Source organism: Actinomycetota bacterium (assembly GCA_041658625.1).
Lineage (GTDB): Bacteria > Actinomycetota > JAHEXW01 > JAHEXW01 > JAHEXW01 > JBAZZW01.
In genome coordinates this window covers 528,571-552,486 of record JBAZZW010000002.1, presented here as the reverse complement: position 1 = coordinate 552,486, position 23,916 = coordinate 528,571, and the positions used below count along the sequence as shown (strand labels likewise).

The following is a 23,916-nucleotide window of genomic DNA, read 5'->3' as shown; positions in this document are numbered from 1 at the left end:
ATTGTTGATATATATGAAGATAACGGAAGACTGAAGCAAACGAAAGTGGTCATGAATATGTCTAACAAAACGGGATATATAAGTGTTGAGGAAGTTGCGGAGATTTTACAAATGGAGCCGAACACGGTTCGCAAGATGATGCGCCGCGGGGAATTCCGGACCACTCGCTTCGGCCGGCGTAAGTTCATTAACGCCGAGGACGCCAGAAAGTATCACGAAAAGGCGGCGGAAAAAGAAGCCGCCAAGATGGCTGACCCTAATCGTTTGCTGACAGTCAGCGAGGTCGCCAAGCTGTTGCGGTTCTCTGAGGCGCAGGTCTACGACATGCTAAACAAGAAGCTCTTGCTAGGCTTCAGGATTGGCGCTGGAGCGGGGTCGTGGAGAGTACAGAAAAGCGACCTAGAAGAATATGTCGCCTCGCAAAGGGCGCGATCTTTGAAATAGCAAGGCGATAAACATGAACTAATAGGAGAAGAGACGTCTGTTTATTGGAGTCGGCCTTTTTATTAGCTCCTGTTTGGGGAACACAGCAGGACTCGAACTTGCCGCGGATTATGAGTCTGGTTGCAATTATTCCTAAAAACGAGAAACCCAAAACCGATAAACAGCTATTGTTGGGTGCCGTCCATATTCGTAACTTTGAGCAAGAACACAACATTAGCCCCGACACAATGAATCGCGTATTGAGCTAGTTCCGGCGTGACGTCAATTGGATCAAGCCTGCCGTGTGCGTCGCTATCTTTGTTTCTTATCGAAACGGGCAGTAACATTTTATTCTGCATATATGAAGGGATTATGCCCCTTTCAACTAATGTCTTAACCAAATCACTTGACACACCTTTTTCGACTCCAAGAATCCTCTTCATAACGCTTTCCTGCGCAGTATTAGCACTTGTAAGGGCTCCCGCATAATCTTTGTGGGCATATTCCTGCAATGCCTTCATGAAGTCTTGTTCGGCTTTTTCAAATCCTCCTGCTTTTAGCCCAAGAATTGGCTGCAGAACAACTTCTTGATGAAGGAATTCATCAGACTTGTCAATAATGTTTCCGTTTACAATCTCAAATCCAATCATTTCCCTTTGAAACAAATCATTAATATCTTTAACAAGCGTCGTTAAATTAGACTCGCTCATATTAATAATTGCTACTTCAATAAAATCAAACAAAGATTCTTGTGGAGTCGTTTGGATCCATGCCTTAAGGTCATCGGTAAGTTGGTGGTCGGCGTATTGGTACCCAGATGCAAAAGCGTCTTCTGCTCTTGGTGTAATCCCGTGAAATAAATGATTTTCACAAAAATCCTTAACAATGGCCTTTAAAGGCCTTCGGGTTTTGCCGTGAGATGACCAATTCGGATTGGTGTTTTTAATAATATTAAATATTGCAGCTCTTACTGGGGCAGGGAGCGAATATGAAAAAACATCTTCATCAGGGTTTATTTTCTTGCGCTGAGAGTACAAGCCTTTGTATATCATTGCCTTCCTTGTCGGCGACAATCAATATTAGATGAGTATTAGATTGCCCCAGATAATACCTTGTCAATTAAAGAAATCATCATCTGTTGCCCAGGTGAGATGTGGCGCGCCCGAGAGGAGCCGAACCTCCAACCTACGGATTCGTAGTCCCTCCAGCGCAACCAACAATGTATTACTATATCACCCGATGGCTGTCCTTGTCTGCGGATTGTCTTTAAAGAGAGTACTCTGTGATTAACGAGGAGTAGCGGAGTTTTGCGGTGACTTATTCGATGAACATTAGATGCACTCGATAGTTTTCATTGCTGTTTCGAAATCTGTTGTAAGAATGCTAGGCAACATAGCTATGTAATGTATGAGACCGTTTCTAGTTCAGCTGGTAGGTCTTCCAAATTATCCAAGCTAGGATCGAGAGAAAAGACAGTCCATCCTGCCAGATTCGTTTTGACTCTCTTCGTTTTCGGTAAAAGTCCAAGTACGGCAGAGAAGAAAGACCAACCTTCGGTTTCTTGGATAACCTCAACGACTTCGCGTGGAATCTGAGGATTTTTGCCGGGAGACAACTGGCTCACTACAACTATCGGAAGACGTTGTTTCCGTCTATCGCGACCCTTTTCACCAGGCAAGGATTTTGAATAAGCCTCGCTTACTGCCGTCAAATCACGATCTCGTCGATTATTCAGCACTAAAACCTGGTTCTCGGAAGTTGAACCTCCGATGATGAAGTATTCAACCTCGCTTATGTCCAAAGCCTCAACAAACTCTGGGAACTCACTGGTAAGCGAGTCTTGCCAGGGCGTGCCAGTTTTGTTTTCAATTTCTGAAAGTGCCTGACTAAGCTGCATCCCGTGATCCGCCGCCCATTTTGTAATAACTGCATTAACGCCGGTCTCGACCATCTGTTCGGCAAGAACGTCTGCTCGTTTAATTCCTTCTTTGACCCTGCTTCTCGGTACTGTGTTTCGTGGCGAAATGTTCTTGACTGCGAGTATTAGATCGACGACAGCGTTGATTTCATCGGATAACTGCGGTGTCTCAATGCCCAAGACGGATAGATTCTTTGCGAGGTGCTCCGCTTTCGCCCCGATATCGAGATAATAATCCTCAAGTGGGATTCTTTGTACTTCAGAGTTGACTGACGTGGGCGGATAAGGTGGGTTTTCAACTAGTGTATAGCTAGTCACAGAGACATCGGGCTGGCCTTCTGTCTCGGGAGTGAGTGTCTCCGAGACTACTCTTACCGCACCATACCTCTCAAGTTTAGCCAGCAGACGCTCGACTGCGCCAGCAAGGTCATCAAGATCGTTTGGCGTTAGATTCTTTACCCAGGCATAAGCAGCAGGCAACTCAAAACCAGCCTCTGGCACCTTCACGGGCATATCAGCGAACAGATCATAGGCCGTTCGCAGTTGGGTAAGCCACAATGCTTGATTGAAACGCTGCTCTCCAGCAGACGGCCTCGCCGATTCATCATAAGCGGCCCCCACTATTTTCTGCAGAGCAGCAGCAACTTCCCAGTTCGTCGGTAGATTGCCTTCATGCCAATGCCCGTCCTGAGCTCCTGATTTCTCTCCCCAAAGAAATGGCTGGCCTCGATTATCAAATCTGACAAATTCCCCGATGAGTGATAAGAGATCAAACACATGATTTCGAGAGCGCCAACACAAATAGTTCCTGAAGCGATGGTACTCCTCCTCGTCCGCAGGCGTTTCGGCAATAATCTGCTCAATCAAGCGCTCCACGTCCTGATAGTAGAGAACCTGAACAAAAACCTGATCAGTGAACAAGGTATGAGCTAACGAATAGATGTCTGTTTCAATGGGTCCATTTAGTTGGGCGTAGAAATCTTCCCCTGAAATAAACACAAATATTCCAGAACCCAATGTAAAGAAGTTTTTCAAACTGGACAAAATCCTGAATATGATGTGTTTTTTAAAATCCTGCCCAGCGCTTTCAGGGTCCTGCTGAACGCCTTTGGGAAAAGCCTCTAGCTTATCAAGTTCGTCAATCACGAAGACACAAGGATGACCTTTAGCTGCAAGCTCCTTTATAAGATCGCGAAGCTCAAATTCAAGGGTCTCGGGAGATACGTCGTAAAGACCGATTCGGTTTATCTTGTTAGAAGCCGTTGCCTTGTCAATAGTCGTATTCTCATCCTCTTTTTCGAGATTAAGTTGATAAGCTGAAAGCACAACCGTAACCAACACGACAGCGCTAGCCACTATTCCCCAACTCAGGCCATGATCCGTAACGATTCTCGAAATAACCGCGATTCCTCCGATAGCAACCACACCAGAGAGCGACGTTCCGACAATAAGTGAAACTATCTTGCCAAAAGCGATTGAAGTCTTTGTCTTTGTCGCTGATCGGGCTTTAGCTTCGGTTTCGAATAATGACTCGACCCCAGTCTGCTCGTGTAGTTCCTTCAAATAGGTCTTATCATATAGAACCTTGCTGACTTCGCGAAGAGGTTTTGGAACGCTATTGTCGTCTTTGATAGAGAAATATAGCGAGCGCGCCAGCGATTGAAGTATTTGATCTCGAATATCCGAACTACCGGGCGATAGATGGGGCAACGTCAATCGAGCAACTACGCGCTTTTTCTTGTCGGCTTGCGAGCGTTTTAAGGCCTCGTCAACCAGTGCGCTCTTGCCTACCCCTCGATGTCCAGCGACTAGGACTGTTGCGGCTTGCCTCTGCTGAAATATCGTAATGAGTCGCGCCAATTCGTCTTCACGACCGACGAAACCCGCATCCGTATTGAGGGGCTCACGAAACTGATTCTTAAGCTTAATCTTCAAAGGCATAATTAACTCCCCAGTAGACAAGATTAGGTTCATTATGTACTTTCAAGTGCTAAACCTCAAGAGCTGAGGAAACGCTATGTATATGGAATATTCTTTTGAAGAAGACTCGTAGCCCACTCGGCTACAATAAACAACAAACTGGAGTTGGAGTTCCCCCGTTTCTGTTGACACTTTACAGTGACGCGACAGCGGCCGCCGGAGCGTCTTCGAACATTCTCTATGATTACCGAAGAGTGATGAGGTTTTGCCATGGCTTATTAGATAGAAATTAAATAACTTACTTGGCTGACCTTTTCTATGAACAATGCGCCTAGCAATGGGTTGTCTAGTTGTCTGTCACTTGACCGCTATATAGGACAGTGTTTGGCCGAACCTTGACGCAGTTCTTCCGTCAAATGATAATGAACACATGAAACAGTCAAAAACCCCGCAAAGTGACCTACTTCGCCCTACGCTCCTAGACTCTTTGAGTCGCGCTGGCAAGGACGCGAAGTCAAACAAATACTGTGATAAAGCGGTTTTAGTTGATGAGTCTTCAGTCGAGACATTCTTTATAAATCGTTTGCTAAAGGATCTCGGCTACAAAGACTCTGAAATCCGGCCAAAGGTATCTCTTAAAGAGATTGTTGTAGCCAGAGGCAGAAAAAAAGAAGGCTATAGGCCAGATTACGTCATCTACTGTAACGAGAAGCCTATGTGGCTAATCGATGCAAAATCACCAGGGGAAGATATCGACAAGTGGGCTTTTCAAGGTGCTGGATATGCGTTAGGGCTTAATCAAGAGTTTAGCAATCAAAACCCCTGTTCATACTACGTAATAACTAATGGTCTCGCATTTGACCTTTATAAATGGGATGAGAGCAAGCCTATAATCAGCCTGGAATTTTCCGACTTTGCTGATGACAACATAAGCTTCTTTTCGGTACGCTCGTTACTTCAGGCTACTACTATTAGGCAAGGCCTGAAGCCTTCGATACAAAAGCCACGCTTTCTAATGAAAAAGCCTTCTGTTGAGGAGATCAAAAGGGTTTTTAACAGCTGTCATAGACTTATATGGAAAGCTGAGAAGATGAATCCTCAACCTGCTTTCTTTGAGTTCGTAAAAATAATGTTCGTAAAGCTTTGGGAGGATCGAAAACTACACGATGACCCCATAATGGGGCCTTTACTACGAGACGAGAAACCAATACCACGGGACAATGTTATCTTCTCAACGCATTGGATTGATGCTCTGCAGTCACAGGGGGTAAAGAATCCAGTTGATGAGACCCTTTTTGCCAGGCTTAATGAAGTTCTTAGAGAGGACGTTGCCCGAGGAAAGAAGAAACCGATATTTGGGCCAAATGACCATATTGAACTCCAGATAGGAACAATCAGACAAGTTGTCTCGAAACTAGAATCACTTGATTTGTACAGCATTGATGAGGACCTTAACGGTCGTTTGTTTGAGACGTTCTTAAGTGCCACCATGCGGGGACAAGCCTTGGGGCAATACTTTACACCCAGGTCTATTGTAAAAATGATGGAACAACTCGCTGCCCCAATTGCATCAAAAGACCATATTGACCATGTAATTGATGCCTGTTGTGGTTCAGGAGGCTTCCTTATTGAAGCCCTCACCGACATGCGGAATCAAATTCGATCTAACACTTCTCTGAGCGACAGCGAACAAAACGCCTTGTTAGAAAGGGTCGCCAACGATTCCATATTTGGCATTGATGCAGGTAAAGAACCACCATTAGCAAAGATTTCACGAATCAACATGTATCTCCATGGAGACGGCGGTAGCCGGATATATGCGGCGGACAGCCTTGATAAGACAGTGTCTCATGGTGTCGGAGATGATCAGCAATCGCGTTTTGAGCTCGAAGAGCTTCAGAAACTTATTTTCGAAATATCAAATGGAAGCAGACGAGGTTTCGATATCGTTCTAACAAATCCACCATTCTCGATGGATTACTCAGAGACGCTGCCAGACGAGGCTTTAATTCTCAACCAGTACGCTCTAAGGACCTTTGGCTTTGGGAAAACAAATAGACAACGCCCATCATTAAAGTCGAGCATTATGTTCTTAGAACGATATGCAGACATTCTTAAGCCAGGCGGTAAACTCGTAACTGTAATTGACGACTCAATCTTGAGTTCCTCAAATAATCGTTTCGCACGAGATTTTATAAGGGATCGCTTTATAGTTCGTGCCGTAATCAGTATCCCTGGGGACGCATTTCAACGTGTTGGAGCTCGTGCAAAGACATCGGTCCTATACCTCATTCGGCGGGACGCGAAAAAGCAAAGTCAGCCGGATGCCTTTATGTATGAATGTCGCTACGTAGGCCTTGATGATGTGCCCATGAAGACACGGCCTAGTAAAGCAGCTGAAGCTCGTACCGCAGCTGAAGACGAAACTAGGGACCTTTTTGAGGCTTTTAATCTTTTTATGCAGGGGATAAAGGGCCCTTGGCGGGTCAGGAGCGGCCTTATTGGAGATCGTCTTGATGTTAAGTCGTGTCTCCCCCGCCCAAATGACATTTCTGACAAATGGCGTGCCGATGGCCTTAATGTTGTTCCCCTACACACAATAGTCGACAAGATTGAAAATGAGGGCTTCAATCCGAAAAACGAGCCTAGCAAACTAAACACATTACTGCGTGTTCGATATGACGGAATCCCCGAGGAAGGCGATAAGGCGCTCGGAGAAGAACTTACATATAGTAAAGTTCAAAACCCAAAAGAAAATGATATTGTAGCAAGCAACATTGCTGCTGCCCTCGGTTCCATTGCCGTGATTCCTGCTGACCTCTCGGGTGTAATTGCCTCGTCGGAGTTTACTATTATGCGACTTAAGGACGCAAGATTCGATGTTTGGTTTTTATGGGGATTTCTTCGAAGCCCCGAAGTCCGAGCCCGCCTTTTATCTCAATCCACAGGTATTAGTAGACACCGCGTTGAATGGGATGATCTTGGAGCAATACCAGTACCGGTAATTCCAATTGAGAAACAACGTCTGATTGGCAAACAGTTCTACGATTCCGTCAAAGAAGTTCGAAATGCTGAGAAGAAACGAGCTGACACCTCGTTCGAGCTAAACCAATCGCTTGATCTTTCAAACGAGTGGGCCGTACAACGACTGAAAGCAGCTAAACCGCCCAAGTAGCCTCGCATTATTATGTAAGTTCTGTTTGTCGATTTTGCAGCCAATTACTATGAGGCAACGTCCAGGCATTTCTCGCTATTCTCTTTTATCAATGCGTCCAAGTTCTTTATTGCCTCCTTGCCCAGCATCGGGCAGAAGGTGTGAAAACGTGTATTTTGACGAAGCAGCAATTGGCATTTTTAAGGATATGCTTTTTCGTAGATGCGTCGAAGACGACCTCGGTTTGTCTTATGCAAGCTCGGAATGTGCGAAAAACATACAACCCGGGGAGCCAACATCGGATTAAACTTGTCGGCAAGCATTCGGATGATTCTATAAGCGATTGCCTCACTGTCCAGCGATTCTCAAGGCACGATTGTGGCTGAATGAGTAGAATCGTGAGAGTTCCCTCGTCGCCAGTCATCTCTTCTGCTCCTCAGGATGACTCCCTAATTGGCATGAATTGGGGGCCGATGTATTTCGCTTATGCATGGGGGTATCATAAGCATCGAAGCGACGTGTATTGCCCTGGTGCCGGCTGGGTCGGGGCTTGGTGGCAATGGCACGATAAGAGCTACTGGACGTGGGTGGACACAAGCTACTGGGCTTGGGCGCCATATTCAACCTGGGTTGCAAGCGGATATTGGCAGACCTATCAAGAGTGGGCGGCCAGCGGGTATTGGGCAGAACCGTTGCAGGTGACGGTTTCTGTGGCAAAGTCGCCACCGTATGTTTTTACCCGCTGGCATTATTTAACAGAAGACGGGCGCCGGCAGAGTCAAAATGACGAACCGGCCCACCTAGACCTAAATATCGCGTTCTCCGCAAACAAACCAATCCAGTCTTATCGAGTGTACGCTGTTGTCGGGCGGCAGGATCGAAACGGATCGCATTACACGGTTACGCTGGCGACTGGACAATTCACGGATCCGCAACTATCAAACAACATAACAGCCAGGGGCGAATATGATTTCGGCGGTCAAGGCACGCACTATGTCCAAATCACCGCGATAGACGGCTCAACGGCAACTGTTTATTTTGAAATCCCGATTAACTCATTCCGTGGCGTAAACATAAATGAAACCGGGCAGAAGGCCCCCGAACTGCCTTTTGCACGTTCTCTCCAAGACACCGGAAGTGTAAGTTTTTAAAAGTAAGGACACATTCCCGGGAATGTGTCCTGATGTTTGCAAAGGAGAAAATGACAAAGAAGAACGAACTTGATGATTTGGCGAATATTTTCAAAGTCCTTGGCTTCAGAAAACGTTTGGAGATACTTGAAATGCTCAACAATACAGGACCGCTAACTGTTGGTGAAATCAGCATTCGGGGCGGGTGGCCTGTTAAAACAGTTTCGCGGAATCTAAGCGACCTGAACAAAGCCGGATTTGTTACCTATAGAAACAGGGGATCGTTTATCTATTATAGAGTTCGCAAGGTCAGATTGTCGTTAAGGAATGAAATGCTGCTATTTCTTGTAATACACTCCTTTAACAGAGAAATAGAAGACAAAGACAGTCGGGTGGTCACGGACGTGATGCTAGGCAACCTTAGCAGTCTCTTTAGGAAATATCTCCATTAGTCGACGGACACATTCCCGGGAATGTGTCCGTAAAATCATGGACGTAAAATGAAAATAATTGATGCATGTAAAAAGAGAACGAACTTAGAACATAAGCCACAAGAAGGGTCAATTACGGTTTTGATTGTGGCGATAATGCCGGTGGTTTTGTTGTTTATGGGGTGGAGCATTGATGCCGGGCGGGTGATGGCGGCTAAGGCGGAACTATATAAGGCAAGTGACGTCGCGGCGCGTGAGGTTGCTGAGGAAATCGATCTACGTGAGGCGGCGGAATCCGGGTCGCGAAACAACTATGCCTCCGATGAAGATGCCATGGAATGGGTAGAGAAGAACCTGGATGGTTTGTGCGGTGCGGAGCTGTTAGACGTCAAAGTTGTTAACACTGAAGTATATGTTGAGGTGGAGAGTCGGGCACGGGTGCCGCTTTTGTTCTCTGCGCTCGTCAACAAGCGCTCTATGGTAATCAGAACCACAAGCATCGGCCGGATAAAGGTTTATCCAACAGGCAGCTAACCAGGCAATATGCCAAGTTTGAAGAGACTGTGAGCCCTCCGCATCTGAAAACTGAAAGGGATGCTCGAACCTAAACTCGAAGACGAAGGATGCAAAGGTTACCAGGTGCGAATGAAAGCTTTATAGACCAATTCAAGAACCACCATGCAGCCAACGGAAGCCCTGTCGAATATTCTAAGAGAAGAATAATCAGACAACGGTCAGCGGTAACCGGCCGCTGGAAAGAATTTAGCTCTTACTATCTAATATGGCGTCCCCGCAATGCTCATAAAAAAACCAAGAAAACACTAAAGTGTTCACTTGCATTGCCCGATGTTACTGATGTTAACTCGTGTTAACGAGGTAATACAGTTGTTAAGAACTGGTAACGATTGACAACTAATGTTAACTAGTGATAATATTCCTAAGTGTAGCTTGAGCAGGCAATACACATGAGGTGGCTTAATGAAGACGCTGATGACGGTATCTGAGGTCGCGACACATCTTCGTGTTTCAAAGATGACGGTCTACCGGCTAATCAAAGTGGGGCAGCTTCCGGCAGTTCGCGTCGGTCGCGGCTACCGTATTAAATCCCTAGCCGTCAACAAGTATCTCTCCAAAGAATCAAACGCAGCCCGCGGAGGTTAACGTGGCGCTTTTCTCATTAGGCAAACCGACGCAGGCCATAGGTCTTGACATAGGGACCAGGTCGATTCGCGTGGTGGAGATTCAAACAGGCAAGCAACCGCCGGTATTAGACAAGGTCGGAATCGTCCGCATTCCCGAAAACCTGGTTGTCGACGGCGAAATAGCCGACGCCAAAGCGGTTTCGGCCATCCTCAAAGACCTTTGGGCTAAGAACAAGTTCCCGAAACAGAACATCGTCCTCGGCGTGGCCAACCAAAAAGTAATCGTGCGCGTTATCGATATGCCGCAAATGAGCGATGAAGAGCTCAAGGGCGCGATCAAATTCCAGGCAGCCGACTACATCCCGATGCCGGTGGAAGAAACCATTATCGATTTCGAGATCCTTAAGGAATATCAAGTCAAAGAGGACGAGAAAAACATCAAAGTGCTCTTGGTCGCAGCGCAGAGGGAAATGATCCAATCGTTTGTGGAAGCATTGTCGGGCGCCGGTCTGTACCCGGCCTCCATAGATGTCAAATCATTCGCGCTTATGCGCTCGTTGATTCCGCGTCTGCCGGCTTTTCCATCCGACGAACAAGCCAAGGAAGCTCTGGAAACGTCTTGCTTGTTGAACATCGGCGCAGGCGTCAGCAACATGATTATCGTCGAGGAAGGTCTGCCATACTTCGTCAGAATTCTTCTGTTCGGCGGGAACGACTTTACGAGAGCCCTGGCCGATAACATGAATATCACCGAGGAAGAAGCGGAGGAGTTGAAGATTTCGCTAGCGGAAAGCGAAAACCCCGCGATTCCCAAGCCTTCGCTGGAGAAGAAAGAAGCGGCCCAGGAGATTCTGCGCAACCGGATCGCATCGTTTGTCAGGGAAATCCGCCGGTCCATAGACTACTGTTTGGACCAGACAGGGTGCAAGCCGCCGGAATCAATCGTCCTTAGCGGGCGTGGGGCGAAGATCGGCGGGCTACGAGACGAACTGGAAAAAGCCTTGCAGATCAATGTCAGGTACGGCATGCCCCTACAGAACGTGAAAGTCGGGAAAATGCAGCTGACTGAAACCGAGTTCCAGGAAATCGAGCCGGCGTTGGCCGTGCCGATAGGATTGGCGTTACGGGAGACCGAGAAATGACCCGCATAGACCTAATCCCACCTGAAGTAGTTGAGAAACATAAATCGCGGCGGATTATCGCGCTCATGGGAATCGTCTTCGCCGCGGTCTTCGGGGTTGCCCTAGCGGTATATTTAATCACGTTAGCCCAGGCCATGATGGCCAGCGAGCGCGTCGATATAATCAAAAGCGAAAACGTTAAAGTTCAGCAATATACAGAGAAGTTAAAGCCGTACCAGGATAGAAAGAAGGCCTTGGACGAACGCCAGGCGATTATCGTAAAGATGACCGAGAACCAGGTTCAATGGTCGAGCATCCTGAACGATATCAGCATGGTCGTGCCAAACGACATCTGGTTAAAGAGCGTCAAGGTGGACCTGGGCGAGATTCTGACAGCTAAGGAAGCTTCCGGCGCCGCGGCGAAAACCGCGCCCAAGCCTCCGATTACGATCATCGGTTACGCGTTTAACCACGCGGCGGTCGCGAGATGGCTGGTTCATTTGAACGAAATTAACCAGTTCCGGGGCGTATGGCTGGATTATGCGACGGAACAGACGCTGGCTGCTGAAACCACGTCCGCGCCTACGGCCGTGGCCGCGCAGCCGGTAAAGGTCATTGAGTTTCAGACGACGGTTTATTTGACCAAGTTCAAAGAAACCTCGACCACAAACAAGGCGACGCCATGAGTTTTAAGCTGACTCCAAAACAACAAATAGCATTGATCGGTGTAATCTTAGCGGCGATACTGCTCTTGTTTATCGGTTTCTTTGTTGTTCCGCAGATACTACGGCTGGGAACGCTGGGAGTCGAGGAACAGTCGGCGATGACCGAGCTAAACAGCTCAAAGGCTACATACAGCCAACTGGAAGAGCTCAAGAAAGCCAGCCGCAAAACCGACAACGAACTCTTGCGCTTGGACAAGAAGGCACCGGAAAGCGGCGCGGAACTACCGGCCTTGCTCGTCCAGATTGAAGATGTCTCAGTAAAATCCGGTATCGCGCTGTTATCGATTAAACCTTCGAATCCGGTCCAGAAGACGGACTTTAAAGAAGTGACGATGGAAATGCAGATAGACGGATACTTCTTCTCGCTCCTTGACTTCATCTACAGACTGGAGAAGCTACAGCGGATTATCAACGTAACCGGTATCGACGTCAAGGAAGGCAAGGCTAAGTTGCCGAACATCGAGGTAACGGTAAAAGCCAACGCATATATAATTTCCCCCGGCGTTACCGGCGCGAAAACCGCCGCCCCCAGCGGAACTACAGGGGAGACAGGATCGGCTCAAGGCGCCGCGACTAGCGCAGGCGGTTCATCGACAGGAGCCGCCCAATGATCAGGGTTAACGGAAAGCGAACTGTCTCGATATGGTTGATTTGCGCCCTGCTGGGAATATCGTTTACGCTGGGCGGGTGCCTGGCCGCCACGCCGACCGGAAGCGAGTTTCAAAAAGAAACCACACCGTCGTCGAAAACCAAAGCTGAAACCCAACAGACAACGCCCACGCCCGCCGGGAAGATCGAGGGCTACGAGATTTATGAGAACAAGGACCCCTTTTCTCCGTTGGTTGGCGGATCGTCCAGTAGTCCCAGCAATGTAGGGAGAAATAAAGACGGGACAACCAGCACAACCGGGGCTGCCCCAACCGGGTCCGCGACGGTAAAACTGGTAACGATTCCGCTTGGGGCGTCCGCGGCGATCGAAGTCAACGGGACTTTATACGAGGGCTTGAGAGTCGGCGACACCTTCGCGGAATACTTTAAGCTGCTGTCGATAGGCACTGGTAGCGTCGTCATTCAGTACGGCGACAACCAATATACGATTTACCTTGGCGAAACAATTAATGTAGGCTGACAAAACAAGTAAATTATCCCCCTGGAGTTTAAGATGTTGAGGTTTTTGACGGGCGGCGAATCTCACGGTTTGGCGCTGGTAACAGTTATTGACGGCGTTCCCGCGAACCTGCCGGTCACGTCGGACGACATTAACAAGGATCTGGCTCGCCGGCAGCTTGGCTACGGTCGCGGCGGTCGGATGAAGATCGAGCGCGATGAAGTGGATATCTTAAGCGGTATCCGCGGCGGAACGACTTTAGGCAGCCCGATTTCTCTCATCATTAGAAACAAGGACTGGGTAAACTGGCAGGACCTGATGAACGTCGAGGTTAAACCACTCAGCGAAGACATACTTACCCAACCACGGCCGGGTCACGCCGATTTGGCGGGCGCGATCAAATACGGTTTCGGGGATATCAGAAACGTTCTGGAAAGGGCGTCGGCGCGTGAAACAGCGGCCAGGGTAGCCGTCGGAGCCGTGGCTAAAAGACTTTTGAGCGAATTCGGCATCGAGATAGCGAGCGCCGTTGTCGCCATAGGAGACGTAAAAACGCGCGCCGGCGTGGACAGTCCGGCGGACAACGACAAGGCCGACGCGTCCCCGGTCAGGTGCCTGGACGAAGAGGCAGCGGCGGGCATGATGGCGGCTATTGACGAAGCCGGTCAAGCCGGCGAGACACTGGGCGGCGTTTTCGAGGTCGGAGTGTTTGGATTGCCTGTCGGCCTGGGCACCTACGCGCAATGGGATCGCCGGCTGGACGCGGCGCTGGCTCGGGCGATCATCAGCATCCCCGCGATCAAAGGCGTCGAGTTCGGAGACGGATTTGACCTGGCGACTCGTTTGGGCTCGCAAGCGCACGACGAGATATCTTACGACCGGGAGCGCGGCTTCTTCCGTTCCACCAATCGCTCCGGCGGTCTTGAAGCCGGTATTACAAACGGTTCGAACTTGATATTGAGAGCGGCGATGAAGCCTATCCCCACCTTAGGAAAACCGTTGACGACGGTGGATATCGCAACCAAAGAGCCGGCCGAGGCGATTCAGGAGAGGGCTGACGTGTGCGCGGTTCCGGCCGCAAGTGTGGTTGGCGAGGCGGTAACGGCCATTGAAATCGCTTCGGCATTCTTAAGAAAATTCGGCGGTGACAGTGTGGATGAGACGCGCCGCAACTTCGAGTCATATAAAGAGGAAACGCGCTGATGAGCAATCTAAGGAACATAGTGTTGATCGGTTTTATGGGCGCCGGTAAGACTCAAGTCGGGAGACGGCTGGCCGAAGTCCTGCATCGCCCGTTTGTCGATACTGACAAGATGGTTGAGGACACGGCCGGGGCGACCATAGAAACGATTTTCAGCACCCTGGGTGAAGATAAATTCAGGGAACTTGAAACGGAAACGATAAAGAGTCTGGCCCATATCAGAGGCGAGGTCATCGCGACCGGAGGCGGAGCCATTTCTAAAGAAGAAAACGCCAAGATGCTAAAGGACGGCGGTTTTGTCGTCTATCTGTATGCCCGACCCAATGTGTTATTCGAGCGCATAGGGTCCGGATCCGGACGGCCGCTGGCGGAAACAAAAAACGGCTATGCCGACATGGAAGTTCTGCTCATGCAAAGAGACCCCCTGTACAGAGAAGCCGCGGATATGATAATCGACACGTCGGATAAAACAATCGGCGAAGTCGAACACGAAATATTTCAGGCCATTGGTTACTAAAATCACGGTTACTGTACCTCCCGGCAAGTCCGTAAGCTATGACATTCGAATAGGATGCGGCTCGGCCGGTTCCCTGGGCGAGATTATGTCAGGCGTGACAGCCTCTAAGCGGGCCACCGTGATCACATCGGCGAATATCTGGCGCTTGGTAAGCGAGACGGTCGATAAAAGCCTCGCAGACTCAGACTTCATTTTTGACCTTATCGAAATCCCGGATGGCGAGGCGTTTAAGACTATTGAAACCTGTCAGGATGTTTTTGTGGCTTTATCCGAGTTCGGCGCCGGCCGTGGTGGCGCCATTGTCGCGGTTGGCGGCGGAGTCGTCGGTGATTTGGCGGGTTTCGTCGCGGCGTCGTATATGCGCGGGGTTCCTTTTATAAACGTGCCGACGACTCTTCTGGCGCAGGTTGACAGCAGTATCGGGGGAAAAACCGGAGTCGATTTGCCGGCGGGGAAGAACCTGGTCGGCGCGTTCTACCAACCACGGGCGGTCGTTTCAGACACCGCGTTTCTGGCGACGTTGCCCGACAGGGAGATCAGGTGCGGGGCGGCCGAGATAATAAAGAGCGCGATGCTGGCCGGCGGGGACTTCTTGTCCTTCGTCGATAACAGTCTGGACGGTATGGTCAGAAGGGAAGAGGCCGCGCTCGAGGAATCCGTCGCCAAAGCGGCCGGCTTTAAAGCGGAGGTCGTCGGCGAAGACGAGCGGGATTTGACGGGCCGCCGCGCCATATTAAACTATGGCCACACATTTGGACACGCCCTGGAGGCGGTCTCCGGATATCAGGAGGTAAACCACGGCGAAGCAGTTGCTTCAGGCTTGCGTTTCGCCGCTAAGCTGGGGGAGAAACTCGGCGTCAGCGGCCCGGAGATTGCGGCAACCACCGACAGATTATTAGAGAAAGCCGGCTTTGAACCGGTTGCCGGATTGACTGAAGCTGCGGACAAAGGTTTGATTGACGCGATGCGCCGGGACAAGAAGAAAACAGGTTCCGACGTCTCGTTTATTTTGCTGGAGGATTTTGGGCGTCCGGTTATCAGGGATGTTGACGAAATCACTATAATGGAAACGATAAAGGAGATGCGTCAATGAAAAAGATCCTGGTCATCCACGGACCGAACCTTAATTTGATCGGTCAGCGGGAAACGGACGTTTACGGCGTAACCTCGGTCGATGAGATTAACGAAACGATGATCGCCAAAGCGGCCATATTAGGCGTAGGGCTGGAGATATTCCAGTCAAACCATGAAGGAGAGATTGTCGATAAGCTCCAGACGACCGACGCCGACGCCATAATAATCAATCCCGGCGCGTTTACGCACTACAGCATCGCCATACGCGACGCCGTAGCGGCGATCGATAAACCTGTAGTAGAAGTCCACCTCTCCAATATCTATAGCCGCGAGGAATTCAGGAAGATTTCTGTGATAGCCCCCGTCGCTGTCGGACAAATTTCTGGTTTCGGCGCGGACAGCTATTATCTGGCGCTGGAGGCGATTATCCAGGCGAAACTAAACCTGACCACACAGTCTGACGATAATATATAAGCAGACGGTGTTGCGAGCTTATCGTTATCAAAAGCAGGCTTAATATGTCAGGTTTAGCAAGGTTGAAACGCCAAGCCGGTTATACCTTAATGGAAACATTGCTGGCATTATCCTTGATCGTTCTGGCTTTTGTCGCCGTCCTACCTTTGTATTTCGTGCTTACCAACTATGTCGTCAATAACAGATTGCGGGCGGTCGCGGATAATGTCGCCAGCCGGGAGATGGAAAGGATCCGCAAAACGTCTTACAACCAGGTAGGCATAGTCGGGGGAAACCCCAACGGCATCTTTCTGGCGGACCGGGACGAAGCGCAAAGCTCTGGAGGCGTATTTCATATAGCCGTCCGCATCAGCTGGGTGGACGACCCGATGGACGGGACGGCCGCGGCCGGGACAGACGCTCTTCCGAATGACTTCAAACTCGCGCGGGTGACTGTAACGAAAGCAGGCGTCGCCAAGCCCCTGGCTGAGCTGTCGGCCAATATCTCAGCCGAATCGGAGGAATCAGCCATCACGGGCGGGAATATCATCGCTAAGGCGTTTTTGTCCGACGGAGTGACGAGCGTGTCGGACGCCAGGATCGACATTACGACCGGGCCGGCGTCGCCGTTGGCTGGTTGGACGAACGGTGAGGGATCGGCATTGTTCGCGCAGCTGGCCGCCAGTGTCTCGCCGGGCGATTACTCTCTGAAGATAAGTAAAGTCGGCTATGTGGTAAGGGTCGATCAGGAAATCCAGACAACGACCGTCGTGTTTGGCCAGACCCGCACCGTTACCTTTTTGATAGACCAACCGGGCCATCTAATAGTGCGCTTGCTCGACCCCGGCGGCACCGTTATCAACAAATATTCCAAGATCACTTTGTCCAACGCCGATTTTGGCGACATCAAATATACCGCCGCGACAGGCCTGTTCGATTTGGCTTCTCTGTTCCCGGGCAATTACGAGATTTCGGCGGACGCCGCCGCATATAGTCCGACAATAACACCAGTTTCGGTAATTGTCGCGCCGAACGGGTCGCAGACCGTAAACATCACGCTTCAGCCGACTCCTTCCGGACATCTCCACCTAGAGACGTTCGATGCGGTAACGTCAGGTAGACTGGGAATCGTCGATGTGGCACTGACTGATCGGACCGACGGGACCGTTATAAACGCGCAGACCAACACAAGCGGAATTCTTGAGATCGACCTCGAGGTGGCGCAATACGATATCGTAATAACGGCGGCGGGTTATCAGCCGTACAGCAACCTGATAACGATAACACAGAGCGGAAATACGAATCTCAATGCTTACCTGCAAGGTTATCCGACCTCCGGATCGGTTCTAGTGACTGCGCAGACAAGAAGCGGCGCGCCGCGTGACAATGTCCAAGTTCGGCTCATCGGAGGCACCGTCGACGTGACGGGAATCACGGGAAGTTACGCGCCCGGACAGGTTTTGTTTATAGACGTCCCGCCGGGGAACTATACGGTTTACAGATGGGGAGGAAACGGGTGGCGTTACCCTAGGAATGTCACCGTCGCCGCGGGGGTGCAAAGCAGCGTTGTCTACAGTTTCTAAAGACACGACCAAAAATCGCGAGATAGGTGTTACCCTGGTTGAGTTGATGGTCACTATGATGTTGATGAGCATCGCGGCTCTCGTCCTGCTGGCTTTGTTAAACGCGGCCTTAGGCATAATGCGTGAGGTGCAAGCCAGATCGGAAGCTGACGGTGAGGCTCAATTAACGATCTCCACCTTGGCGTGGGAGATTCGGTCGGCTAGAAGCCTGGATAGCTCACAGCCGATAATTGAGACGGCCCTTCCGGTCGAAATCGTCTTATACCGAGGCGGGACCCTGGAAGGCGCGCCGACCCGGTATCGCTATTATCAATCGGGGGCGAAACTGCTAAAAGTGTACGAGACTGCTCAGGCGGGCGGACCGCCTTGGGTTTTCACCGGCGTTACGACCGTCGCGGAAATCGGCCGGTATATCGTGAACGACTCCAGCACACCGATTTTCTCCTACTTTGACGGGAACGGAGTCGAAATAACGGGTCAAACGGCGGCGGAAAGAGCGAAAATAAGGCTGGTCAGAATCAACATACGTTGCGATGTCGATATTAGTAAACCGCCGCCGCCGGCTAACGTTACCCGGGAGGTCAGTCTTCGAAACTATGAATAGTCAAAATATGACGCGCAAAATATACGACTTTAAGCCAGAGGCGGGCATGACCACCGTCGAGGTGATCGGCATCATCGCGTTAATCATTACCTTGATGACGACTTCGATTCTGTTGGTGCAGACTACGCGCCGCGGTATCATACATAGCAGCGACAGGGAGAAGGCAGTCAATATTGCCGAGAGCGGCGTAAACGACTACCTATGGAGGCTCAATAAGGACCGGCTGTATTACTTGAACTTCATTCACCCTGCTCAAGGTAAAGACGCCCTGGGCGCCGACAAATGGGTTGATTTTGGGGAAGGTCAGTATCACCTGGAAATCGCGCCGCCGAGCGGGAACGTTCCGGCGATAACTGTTACGGCCACAGGTCGCGTCAAGGGATCGACGGGCGCCTATGTCAGCCGAAAAATAACCGCGCTGATAAGGAAGAAAGCGTTCACCAACTATATCTATATGACGGACTACGAGATTGTTGAAGGGACCAACAGCGTCATCTGGTGGGTTACAGGCGATATCATCATGGGGCCTCTGCACACCAACGACAACCTCCATACCGACGGCACGCCCCATTTTATGCGCGAAGTGACCATGACCGGCGTTTTGGATGCCCGTAACGGAACGCCGACATTCGATCAGGGCTACACGGAACACGCTGCAGCGCTGGATTTCCCGCCGACGAATCTTGAACTGAAAAGTCTGGCCTTGCAGGGCGGCTACTACTATTACGGACAGACGACTATAACCTTAGTAGGTTCTTCTTTGACTATCGCCAATTCGGACACATCAGGCAAAACCAAAGGTCCGGTCGGCACGGTCAGCTTTCCGACCAACGGCGTAGTTTATGTAGACGGATTGGCTTCGGCCAAGTACACGGCCAACAACGGCGACGTCTATATATCGGGAACGTACTCCGGGGGGCTTACGGTCGGCGCAAAGAATATAATCTATGTAACGGCCGATGTGCTTAACGGGGACCTGGTTAACGGGATACTTGGTCTGGTGGCCGATAATTACGTCTATATCAATCATTACAACAGAACGGGCGTGGATGTGGCGCCTTTCGACGTCAGGATCGATGCGGCCATCGCGGCGGTCAACCATTCATTCGGTTTTGAGCGTTATAGTGAGGGTAACCAAAGGGGGACCATCACATTGAAGGGATCTATTTGCCAAAGGTATAGGGGTCCTGTGGGCACATTCTCAGCGACCCGCCGCACAGGTTACTATAAGAAGTACGAATTCGACGAGAGGATGGCATATCTGGCCCCGCCTCATTTTATAGAACCGGCCAACGCGGGTTTCGAGATTATTAAATGGTTGGAGTCCGCCCCATGATCCTAAAGCTCGTCAGTCATTCCCCGCGCTTGAACGCGCGTTTGGATAAGATCAAAACCTTCCTTAAGAAAAAGCGTCTTGACCTGTTGGTCGTATTCCGTCCCGCCAACCTGTTTTACCTTTGCGGTTTCCGCGGCACCGACGGCGCCCTGGTCATTTGGCCGAACAAAGCGGTCTTGGTGGTAGATACGCGGTATGAAGAGCGGGCGGAGCTGGAAGCGGCCAACGTTGAGATTCTGGGCGGACGGAGTGTGGCGGCGGCGCTAAAAGACGCGCTGATGGAGGCGGCGCCGGCCAAAGCGGGTTTTGAGGCCGGCGGCTTAACCTACGCCGAATACGAAAGCCTCTTTAAAAGCCTGGACAACGCCTCAAAGAAAATTGAACTTGTCCCGGTTCATAACGCGGTAGAAGGCCTGCGCGTCATCAAAGACGACGACGAAGTGGCCGACTTACAATTGGCGGCCGGTCTGGCCGACAGGACAATCTCGTACCTTACGGGAGAAATAAGACCTGGACGAACGGAAAAAGAATTGGCTAAGCTGGCCTGCGGATATCTAAGAGATAATGGCGCCGAAGGGGAAAGCTTTGAAATCATCGTCGCCTCGGGGCCGAACTCCTCGATGCCGCATGCCTCGTCGACCGACCGCATTCTGGAGCGCGGCGATCTGGTGTTGGTCGACTTGGGAGCGATCGTCAACGGGTATCATTCCGACATATCGCGGACGTTCGTAATCGGCAAGCCGACGCTTGCCCAGGCGGCTATGCACGCGGCCGCCGCCCATGCCGGCCGGCTTGTCCTGGAGGCTATTAAACCCGGGCTGCCGGCCGCGGAAGCCGACGAGATGTGCCGGAGCTACTTGGATAACTACGGCGGACCGGCCAGGCTATTACACGGGCTGGGACACGGCGTCGGGCTCGAGATTCATGAACAACCCCAACTGGGAACGGGCTCGACGGACGAGCTTAAGAACGGTATGGTTTTCACTATAGAACCAGGACTTTACGCCCGGGGCTTCGGGGGCGTGCGGGTAGAGGATATGGTAGTATTAAACGGTGAGCCTCGGCTCATGACACAATCCCCGCGAGATTTAATCGGATTATAGGTTGTGCGACCGCTTTTGGAGGAAGAATATTGATCACGACGAACCAGTTGAAGAACGGTATGACGCTTAAGCTGGATGACGACCAGCTTTTTAATATCGTTGAATTTCAGCACGTCAAGCCCGGCAAGGGGCCTGCTTTTGTGCGGACGAAGCTGAAACGCTTGCGCGACGGCGCGGTTATCGACAAGACATTCCGGGCCGGAGAGAAAGTCGAGCAAGCGATGATGGAGACCAACAGAGCCCAATACCTGTACGCGGACGGCGCGAACTATGTCTTTATGGATACCGACAATTACGAACAGTATTCGATTCCGATGGACGCCCTGGCTGATCAGGCGTCGTATCTAAAGGAAAACATAGAGGTCTCGATTCTGTTTCACGAGGGCAAGGCTTTGTCTGTCGAGCTGCCCGTCACCGTTGACCTTAAGGTTGCCCAGACAGACCCGGGCGTTAAGGGCGACACCGCGTCAGGCGGTTCAAAACCAGCCACGCTGGAGACCGGGGCGGTAGTCCAGGTCCCGCTTTTCGTGGGTCCTGGGGAAACGATTCGCGTTGATACCCGTACCGGGGCTTATGTTACCCGTGTCTAGTTCAGGAGGACAGATGCGCTTACCGGAACTTGAAATCGGAGACTTGGTGGCCAAGGTACCTATTGTCCAGGGCGGCATGGGCGTCGCGATTTCCTTGGATAATCTAGCCGCGGCCGTCGCCAACGAAGGCGGGATCGGCGTCATTTCAACCGCCGGCGTCGGCATGGAAGAGCCAAATTGGGAGACCGACTTTCCGACCGCGAACATCGAGGCTTTGCGTAAGGTTATTCGTTCCGCCAAAGCCAAGACAAAAGGCCTTTTGGGCGTCAATATAATGGTGGCGCTGACGAATTTTGAGGATATGGTGAGGGTATCAGTTGAGGAGAAGATAGATATCATTTTCTCCGGAGCCGGGTTGCCGTTGAATTTGCCGGAGCTGATTGAAAAGGGAGCCAAGACAAAGCTTGCCCCGATTATTTCGAGCGGTCGAGCCGCGGCGCTGATTTGTAAGGCCTGGTGGAACAGATATAAGCGTCTCCCCGACGCGATTGTTCTGGAAGGTCCGAAGGCCGGCGGGCACCTGGGTTTCAACCGGGAACAGCTGGACAACATCGACAAATTCGATCTCATTTCTCTGATTAAGGAAACCGTCCAAGCGGTCCTGCCTTTTGAGAAGGAGCACGGCGTCAAGATTCCCGTCATCGCCGGCGGAGGCATTTTTGACGGCCGGGACATCGCCAATGCTTTAGAGGCAGGCGCGTCGGGGGTGCAGATGGCGACGCGGTTTGTCGCGACGGACGAGTGCGACGCTTCGTTAGCCTTCAAAGAGACATATATCAAAACGGTCAGTCCGGACGACATTGTGTTGATCGACAGTCCGGTGGGATTGCCGGGCCGGGCCATACGGAATGAGTTCCTGGACAAAGCCAAGAGGGGTGAGACGACGCCGATCCGGTGCACCTATCACTGTCTGAAAACCTGTCGCCCCAGCCAGAGCCCTTATTGTATCGCGCGCGCCCTGGTCAACGCCCGGAACGGCAATATGGACGAAGGTTTTGTTTTCGCCGGCACAAATGCCTGGCGTATAGATTCCATCACGTCAGTCAAGGAACTAATGAATGAGCTGGTGGCGGAGGCCGAAGCGGCGTATCAGGCGACCGCCTAGACTATGGACAAGAACTACTGGACAAGCTATACTTTTACCTTTGAAGACATTTAGGAAAAGCTCAGACTTGAGCGGAGGTGGTTTTTAATCAGTTCGACAAACCGGATTAATACGCAGATTCCGGCCAGAGAGGTTAGATTAGTGGCCGAGAATGGTGATCAGTTAGGCATCAAAACGATAGAAGACGCTTTGCGGATCGCTTACGACGCGGGACTTGACCTTGTTGAGGTCGCGCCCCAGGAAAAGCCCCCGGTTTGCCGGGTGATGGATTACGGCAAGCACAAGTTTGAGCAGGAGAAAAAGGCCAAACTGGCCCGCAAGCACCAGTCCTTGATCGTTATCAAGGAAATAAAATTAAGACCGAAGATCGACCATCACGATTTCGACACGAAAAGAAAGCACGTAGAAAGGTTTTTAAACGCGGGCTGTAAAGTAAAAGTAGTAATCATGTTCAGGGGACGAGAGATGGCCCACACGGAACTCGGCAAGAAGCTCCTGGACAGGATGGTTGAAGCGGTGCAAGACCTGGCGATTATAGAATCGGAAGCCAAGGTCGAGGGACGTGATATGATCATGATCCTGGCGCCGGCAGCCAAGAAGGAGATAGCGATCAATGCCTAAAATGAAAACGCATTCGGGAGCGGCCAAAAGGTTCAAATCGACCGCGTCCGGGAAATTGAAGAGGCGGCAGGCTTTTGACGGCCATATTCTCGAGAAGAAAAGCCCTAAGAGAAAGGCGCAGCTGGAGAAAATGTTAATCGTCAAGCCGGCCGACGAGAAAAGGATAAAGAAACTGCTGGGCAGATAAGTCCGGCAACGAAAGAGCGAGGAACGATGTCAAGAGTTAAAAGAGGAAACGAAAGAAGCAGAAAACGGGCCAAGATCATGAGTCTGGCCAAGGGCTACCGGGGAGCGAAAAGCCGCTCGTACCGGCGAGCCAAGGAACAGGTCATGCACAGCCTGATGTACGCGTACCGCGACCGGCGGGATAAGAAAGGCCAGTTCAGGACGCTTTGGATTTCCAGAATCGGCGCGGCCGCCCGGAATAATGGGTTGTCGTACAGCCGTTTAATTCACGGTTTGAAATTGGCCGGCGTCGAGCTGGACAGGAAGGTTCTGTCAGACATGGCCATAAACGATCCCGAGGGCTTTACCAGGCTGGCCGAAGTTGCCAGAGGGCAGGTCAACTAGACCCCGCAGCCCTCGAGGCGCGTACATAGCGGCACAATCTTAAGGCGGGGTCTTAAAGCCCCGTCTTTTTCTTTGTTATAATGAGGG

General features: G+C 50.9%; 25 protein-coding genes. 23 read left to right on the top strand and 2 right to left on the bottom strand.

Annotated features, from left to right (window positions below):
• Window positions 1–57 precede the first annotated feature (57 nt).
• Complete coding sequence (locus tag WC891_07675) at window positions 58–444, top strand: helix-turn-helix domain-containing protein (GenBank protein ID MFA5867819.1); 387 nt, start codon at window positions 58–60, stop codon at window positions 442–444.
• A gap of 164 nt (window positions 445–608) precedes the next feature.
• Here WC891_07675 and WC891_07670 read toward each other — a convergent pair whose 3' ends face one another.
• Entirely contained in the window at window positions 609–1,475 is an 867-nt protein-coding gene (locus tag WC891_07670; protein MFA5867818.1) for a hypothetical protein, read from the bottom strand.
• Between the two features lie 344 nt (window positions 1,476–1,819).
• Window positions 1,820–4,282 (bottom strand): AAA family ATPase, encoded by a 2,463-nt coding sequence (locus WC891_07665; protein ID MFA5867817.1) that lies wholly within the window; start codon window positions 4,280–4,282, stop codon window positions 1,820–1,822.
• Window positions 4,283–4,691: 409 nt separating this feature from the next.
• On the opposite strand from WC891_07665, the gene WC891_07660 reads away from it, so the two are divergent.
• The 22 genes from WC891_07660 to rplT all read left to right on the top strand — a co-directional run bounded on the left by WC891_07660 (window position 4,692) and on the right by rplT (window position 23,829).
• A complete protein-coding gene (locus WC891_07660; GenBank protein ID MFA5867816.1) occupies window positions 4,692–7,436 on the top strand; it encodes an N-6 DNA methylase in 2,745 nt (914 codons plus the stop codon).
• Window positions 7,437–8,125: 689 nt separating this feature from the next.
• On the top strand, window positions 8,126–8,566 hold the full coding sequence (locus WC891_07655; protein ID MFA5867815.1) for a hypothetical protein: 441 nt from the start codon (window positions 8,126–8,128) through the stop codon (window positions 8,564–8,566).
• A 50-nt stretch (window positions 8,567–8,616) separates the two neighbouring features.
• Entirely contained in the window at window positions 8,617–8,997 is a 381-nt protein-coding gene (locus WC891_07650; protein MFA5867814.1) for a metalloregulator ArsR/SmtB family transcription factor, read from the top strand.
• A 48-nt stretch (window positions 8,998–9,045) separates the two neighbouring features.
• Complete coding sequence (locus tag WC891_07645; protein ID MFA5867813.1) at window positions 9,046–9,510, top strand: Tad domain-containing protein; 465 nt, start codon at window positions 9,046–9,048, stop codon at window positions 9,508–9,510.
• A gap of 444 nt (window positions 9,511–9,954) precedes the next feature.
• Window positions 9,955–10,137, top strand: coding sequence for a helix-turn-helix domain-containing protein (locus WC891_07640; protein ID MFA5867812.1), 183 nt, complete (start codon window positions 9,955–9,957; stop codon window positions 10,135–10,137).
• A gap of 1 nt (window position 10,138) precedes the next feature.
• Entirely contained in the window at window positions 10,139–11,260 is a 1,122-nt protein-coding gene (gene pilM, locus WC891_07635) for a type IV pilus assembly protein PilM (protein ID MFA5867811.1), read from the top strand.
• A complete protein-coding gene (locus WC891_07630) occupies window positions 11,257–11,925 on the top strand; it encodes a PilN domain-containing protein (protein ID MFA5867810.1) in 669 nt (222 codons plus the stop codon). Before pilM ends, WC891_07630 begins: the two co-directional genes overlap by 4 nt.
• Window positions 11,922–12,575 carry a type 4a pilus biogenesis protein PilO gene (gene pilO, locus WC891_07625; protein MFA5867809.1) on the top strand — a complete coding sequence of 218 codons (654 nt, stop codon included), beginning with the start codon at window positions 11,922–11,924 and terminating at the stop codon, window positions 12,573–12,575. The genes WC891_07630 and pilO overlap by 4 nt, the downstream gene beginning before the upstream one ends.
• Window positions 12,572–13,093, top strand: coding sequence for a hypothetical protein (locus tag WC891_07620; GenBank protein ID MFA5867808.1), 522 nt, complete (start codon window positions 12,572–12,574; stop codon window positions 13,091–13,093). Before pilO ends, WC891_07620 begins: the two co-directional genes overlap by 4 nt.
• Window positions 13,094–13,126: 33 nt before the next feature.
• Window positions 13,127–14,275, top strand: a complete 1,149-nt coding sequence (gene aroC, locus WC891_07615; GenBank protein MFA5867807.1) for a chorismate synthase — start codon at window positions 13,127–13,129, stop codon at window positions 14,273–14,275.
• Window positions 14,275–14,790: a shikimate kinase gene (locus tag WC891_07610; protein MFA5867806.1), complete on the top strand. Its 516-nt coding sequence runs from the start codon at window positions 14,275–14,277 to the stop codon at window positions 14,788–14,790. The genes aroC and WC891_07610 overlap by 1 nt, the downstream gene beginning before the upstream one ends.
• Complete coding sequence (gene aroB / locus WC891_07605; GenBank protein MFA5867805.1) at window positions 14,780–15,883, top strand: 3-dehydroquinate synthase; 1,104 nt, start codon at window positions 14,780–14,782, stop codon at window positions 15,881–15,883. Before WC891_07610 ends, aroB begins: the two co-directional genes overlap by 11 nt.
• Window positions 15,880–16,338, top strand: coding sequence for a type II 3-dehydroquinate dehydratase (aroQ, locus tag WC891_07600; GenBank protein MFA5867804.1), 459 nt, complete (start codon window positions 15,880–15,882; stop codon window positions 16,336–16,338). Before aroB ends, aroQ begins: the two co-directional genes overlap by 4 nt.
• 44 nt (window positions 16,339–16,382) lie before the next feature.
• Window positions 16,383–17,900, top strand: a complete 1,518-nt coding sequence (locus WC891_07595; protein ID MFA5867803.1) for a hypothetical protein — start codon at window positions 16,383–16,385, stop codon at window positions 17,898–17,900.
• Window positions 17,884–18,504: a prepilin-type N-terminal cleavage/methylation domain-containing protein gene (locus WC891_07590; GenBank protein MFA5867802.1), complete on the top strand. Its 621-nt coding sequence runs from the start codon at window positions 17,884–17,886 to the stop codon at window positions 18,502–18,504. Before WC891_07595 ends, WC891_07590 begins: the two co-directional genes overlap by 17 nt.
• Window positions 18,505–18,511: 7 nt before the next feature.
• Window positions 18,512–19,840 (top strand): hypothetical protein, encoded by a 1,329-nt coding sequence (locus WC891_07585; GenBank protein MFA5867801.1) that lies wholly within the window; start codon window positions 18,512–18,514, stop codon window positions 19,838–19,840.
• A 41-nt stretch (window positions 19,841–19,881) separates the two neighbouring features.
• Window positions 19,882–20,943 carry a Xaa-Pro peptidase family protein gene (locus WC891_07580; protein MFA5867800.1) on the top strand — a complete coding sequence of 354 codons (1,062 nt, stop codon included), beginning with the start codon at window positions 19,882–19,884 and terminating at the stop codon, window positions 20,941–20,943.
• 29 nt (window positions 20,944–20,972) lie between these two features.
• Complete coding sequence (gene efp, locus WC891_07575) at window positions 20,973–21,533, top strand: elongation factor P (GenBank protein MFA5867799.1); 561 nt, start codon at window positions 20,973–20,975, stop codon at window positions 21,531–21,533.
• A gap of 13 nt (window positions 21,534–21,546) precedes the next feature.
• The gene (locus tag WC891_07570) at window positions 21,547–22,638 is read left to right on the top strand and encodes a nitronate monooxygenase family protein (GenBank protein ID MFA5867798.1); all 1,092 of its coding nucleotides are present in this window, start codon (window positions 21,547–21,549) and stop codon (window positions 22,636–22,638) included.
• A gap of 87 nt (window positions 22,639–22,725) precedes the next feature.
• The gene (gene infC / locus WC891_07565) at window positions 22,726–23,259 is read left to right on the top strand and encodes a translation initiation factor IF-3 (protein ID MFA5867797.1); all 534 of its coding nucleotides are present in this window, start codon (window positions 22,726–22,728) and stop codon (window positions 23,257–23,259) included.
• Entirely contained in the window at window positions 23,252–23,446 is a 195-nt protein-coding gene (gene rpmI / locus WC891_07560; GenBank protein ID MFA5867796.1) for a 50S ribosomal protein L35, read from the top strand. Before infC ends, rpmI begins: the two co-directional genes overlap by 8 nt.
• A gap of 26 nt (window positions 23,447–23,472) precedes the next feature.
• A complete protein-coding gene (gene rplT / locus WC891_07555) occupies window positions 23,473–23,829 on the top strand; it encodes a 50S ribosomal protein L20 (GenBank protein MFA5867795.1) in 357 nt (118 codons plus the stop codon).
• Window positions 23,830–23,916 lie beyond the last annotated feature (87 nt).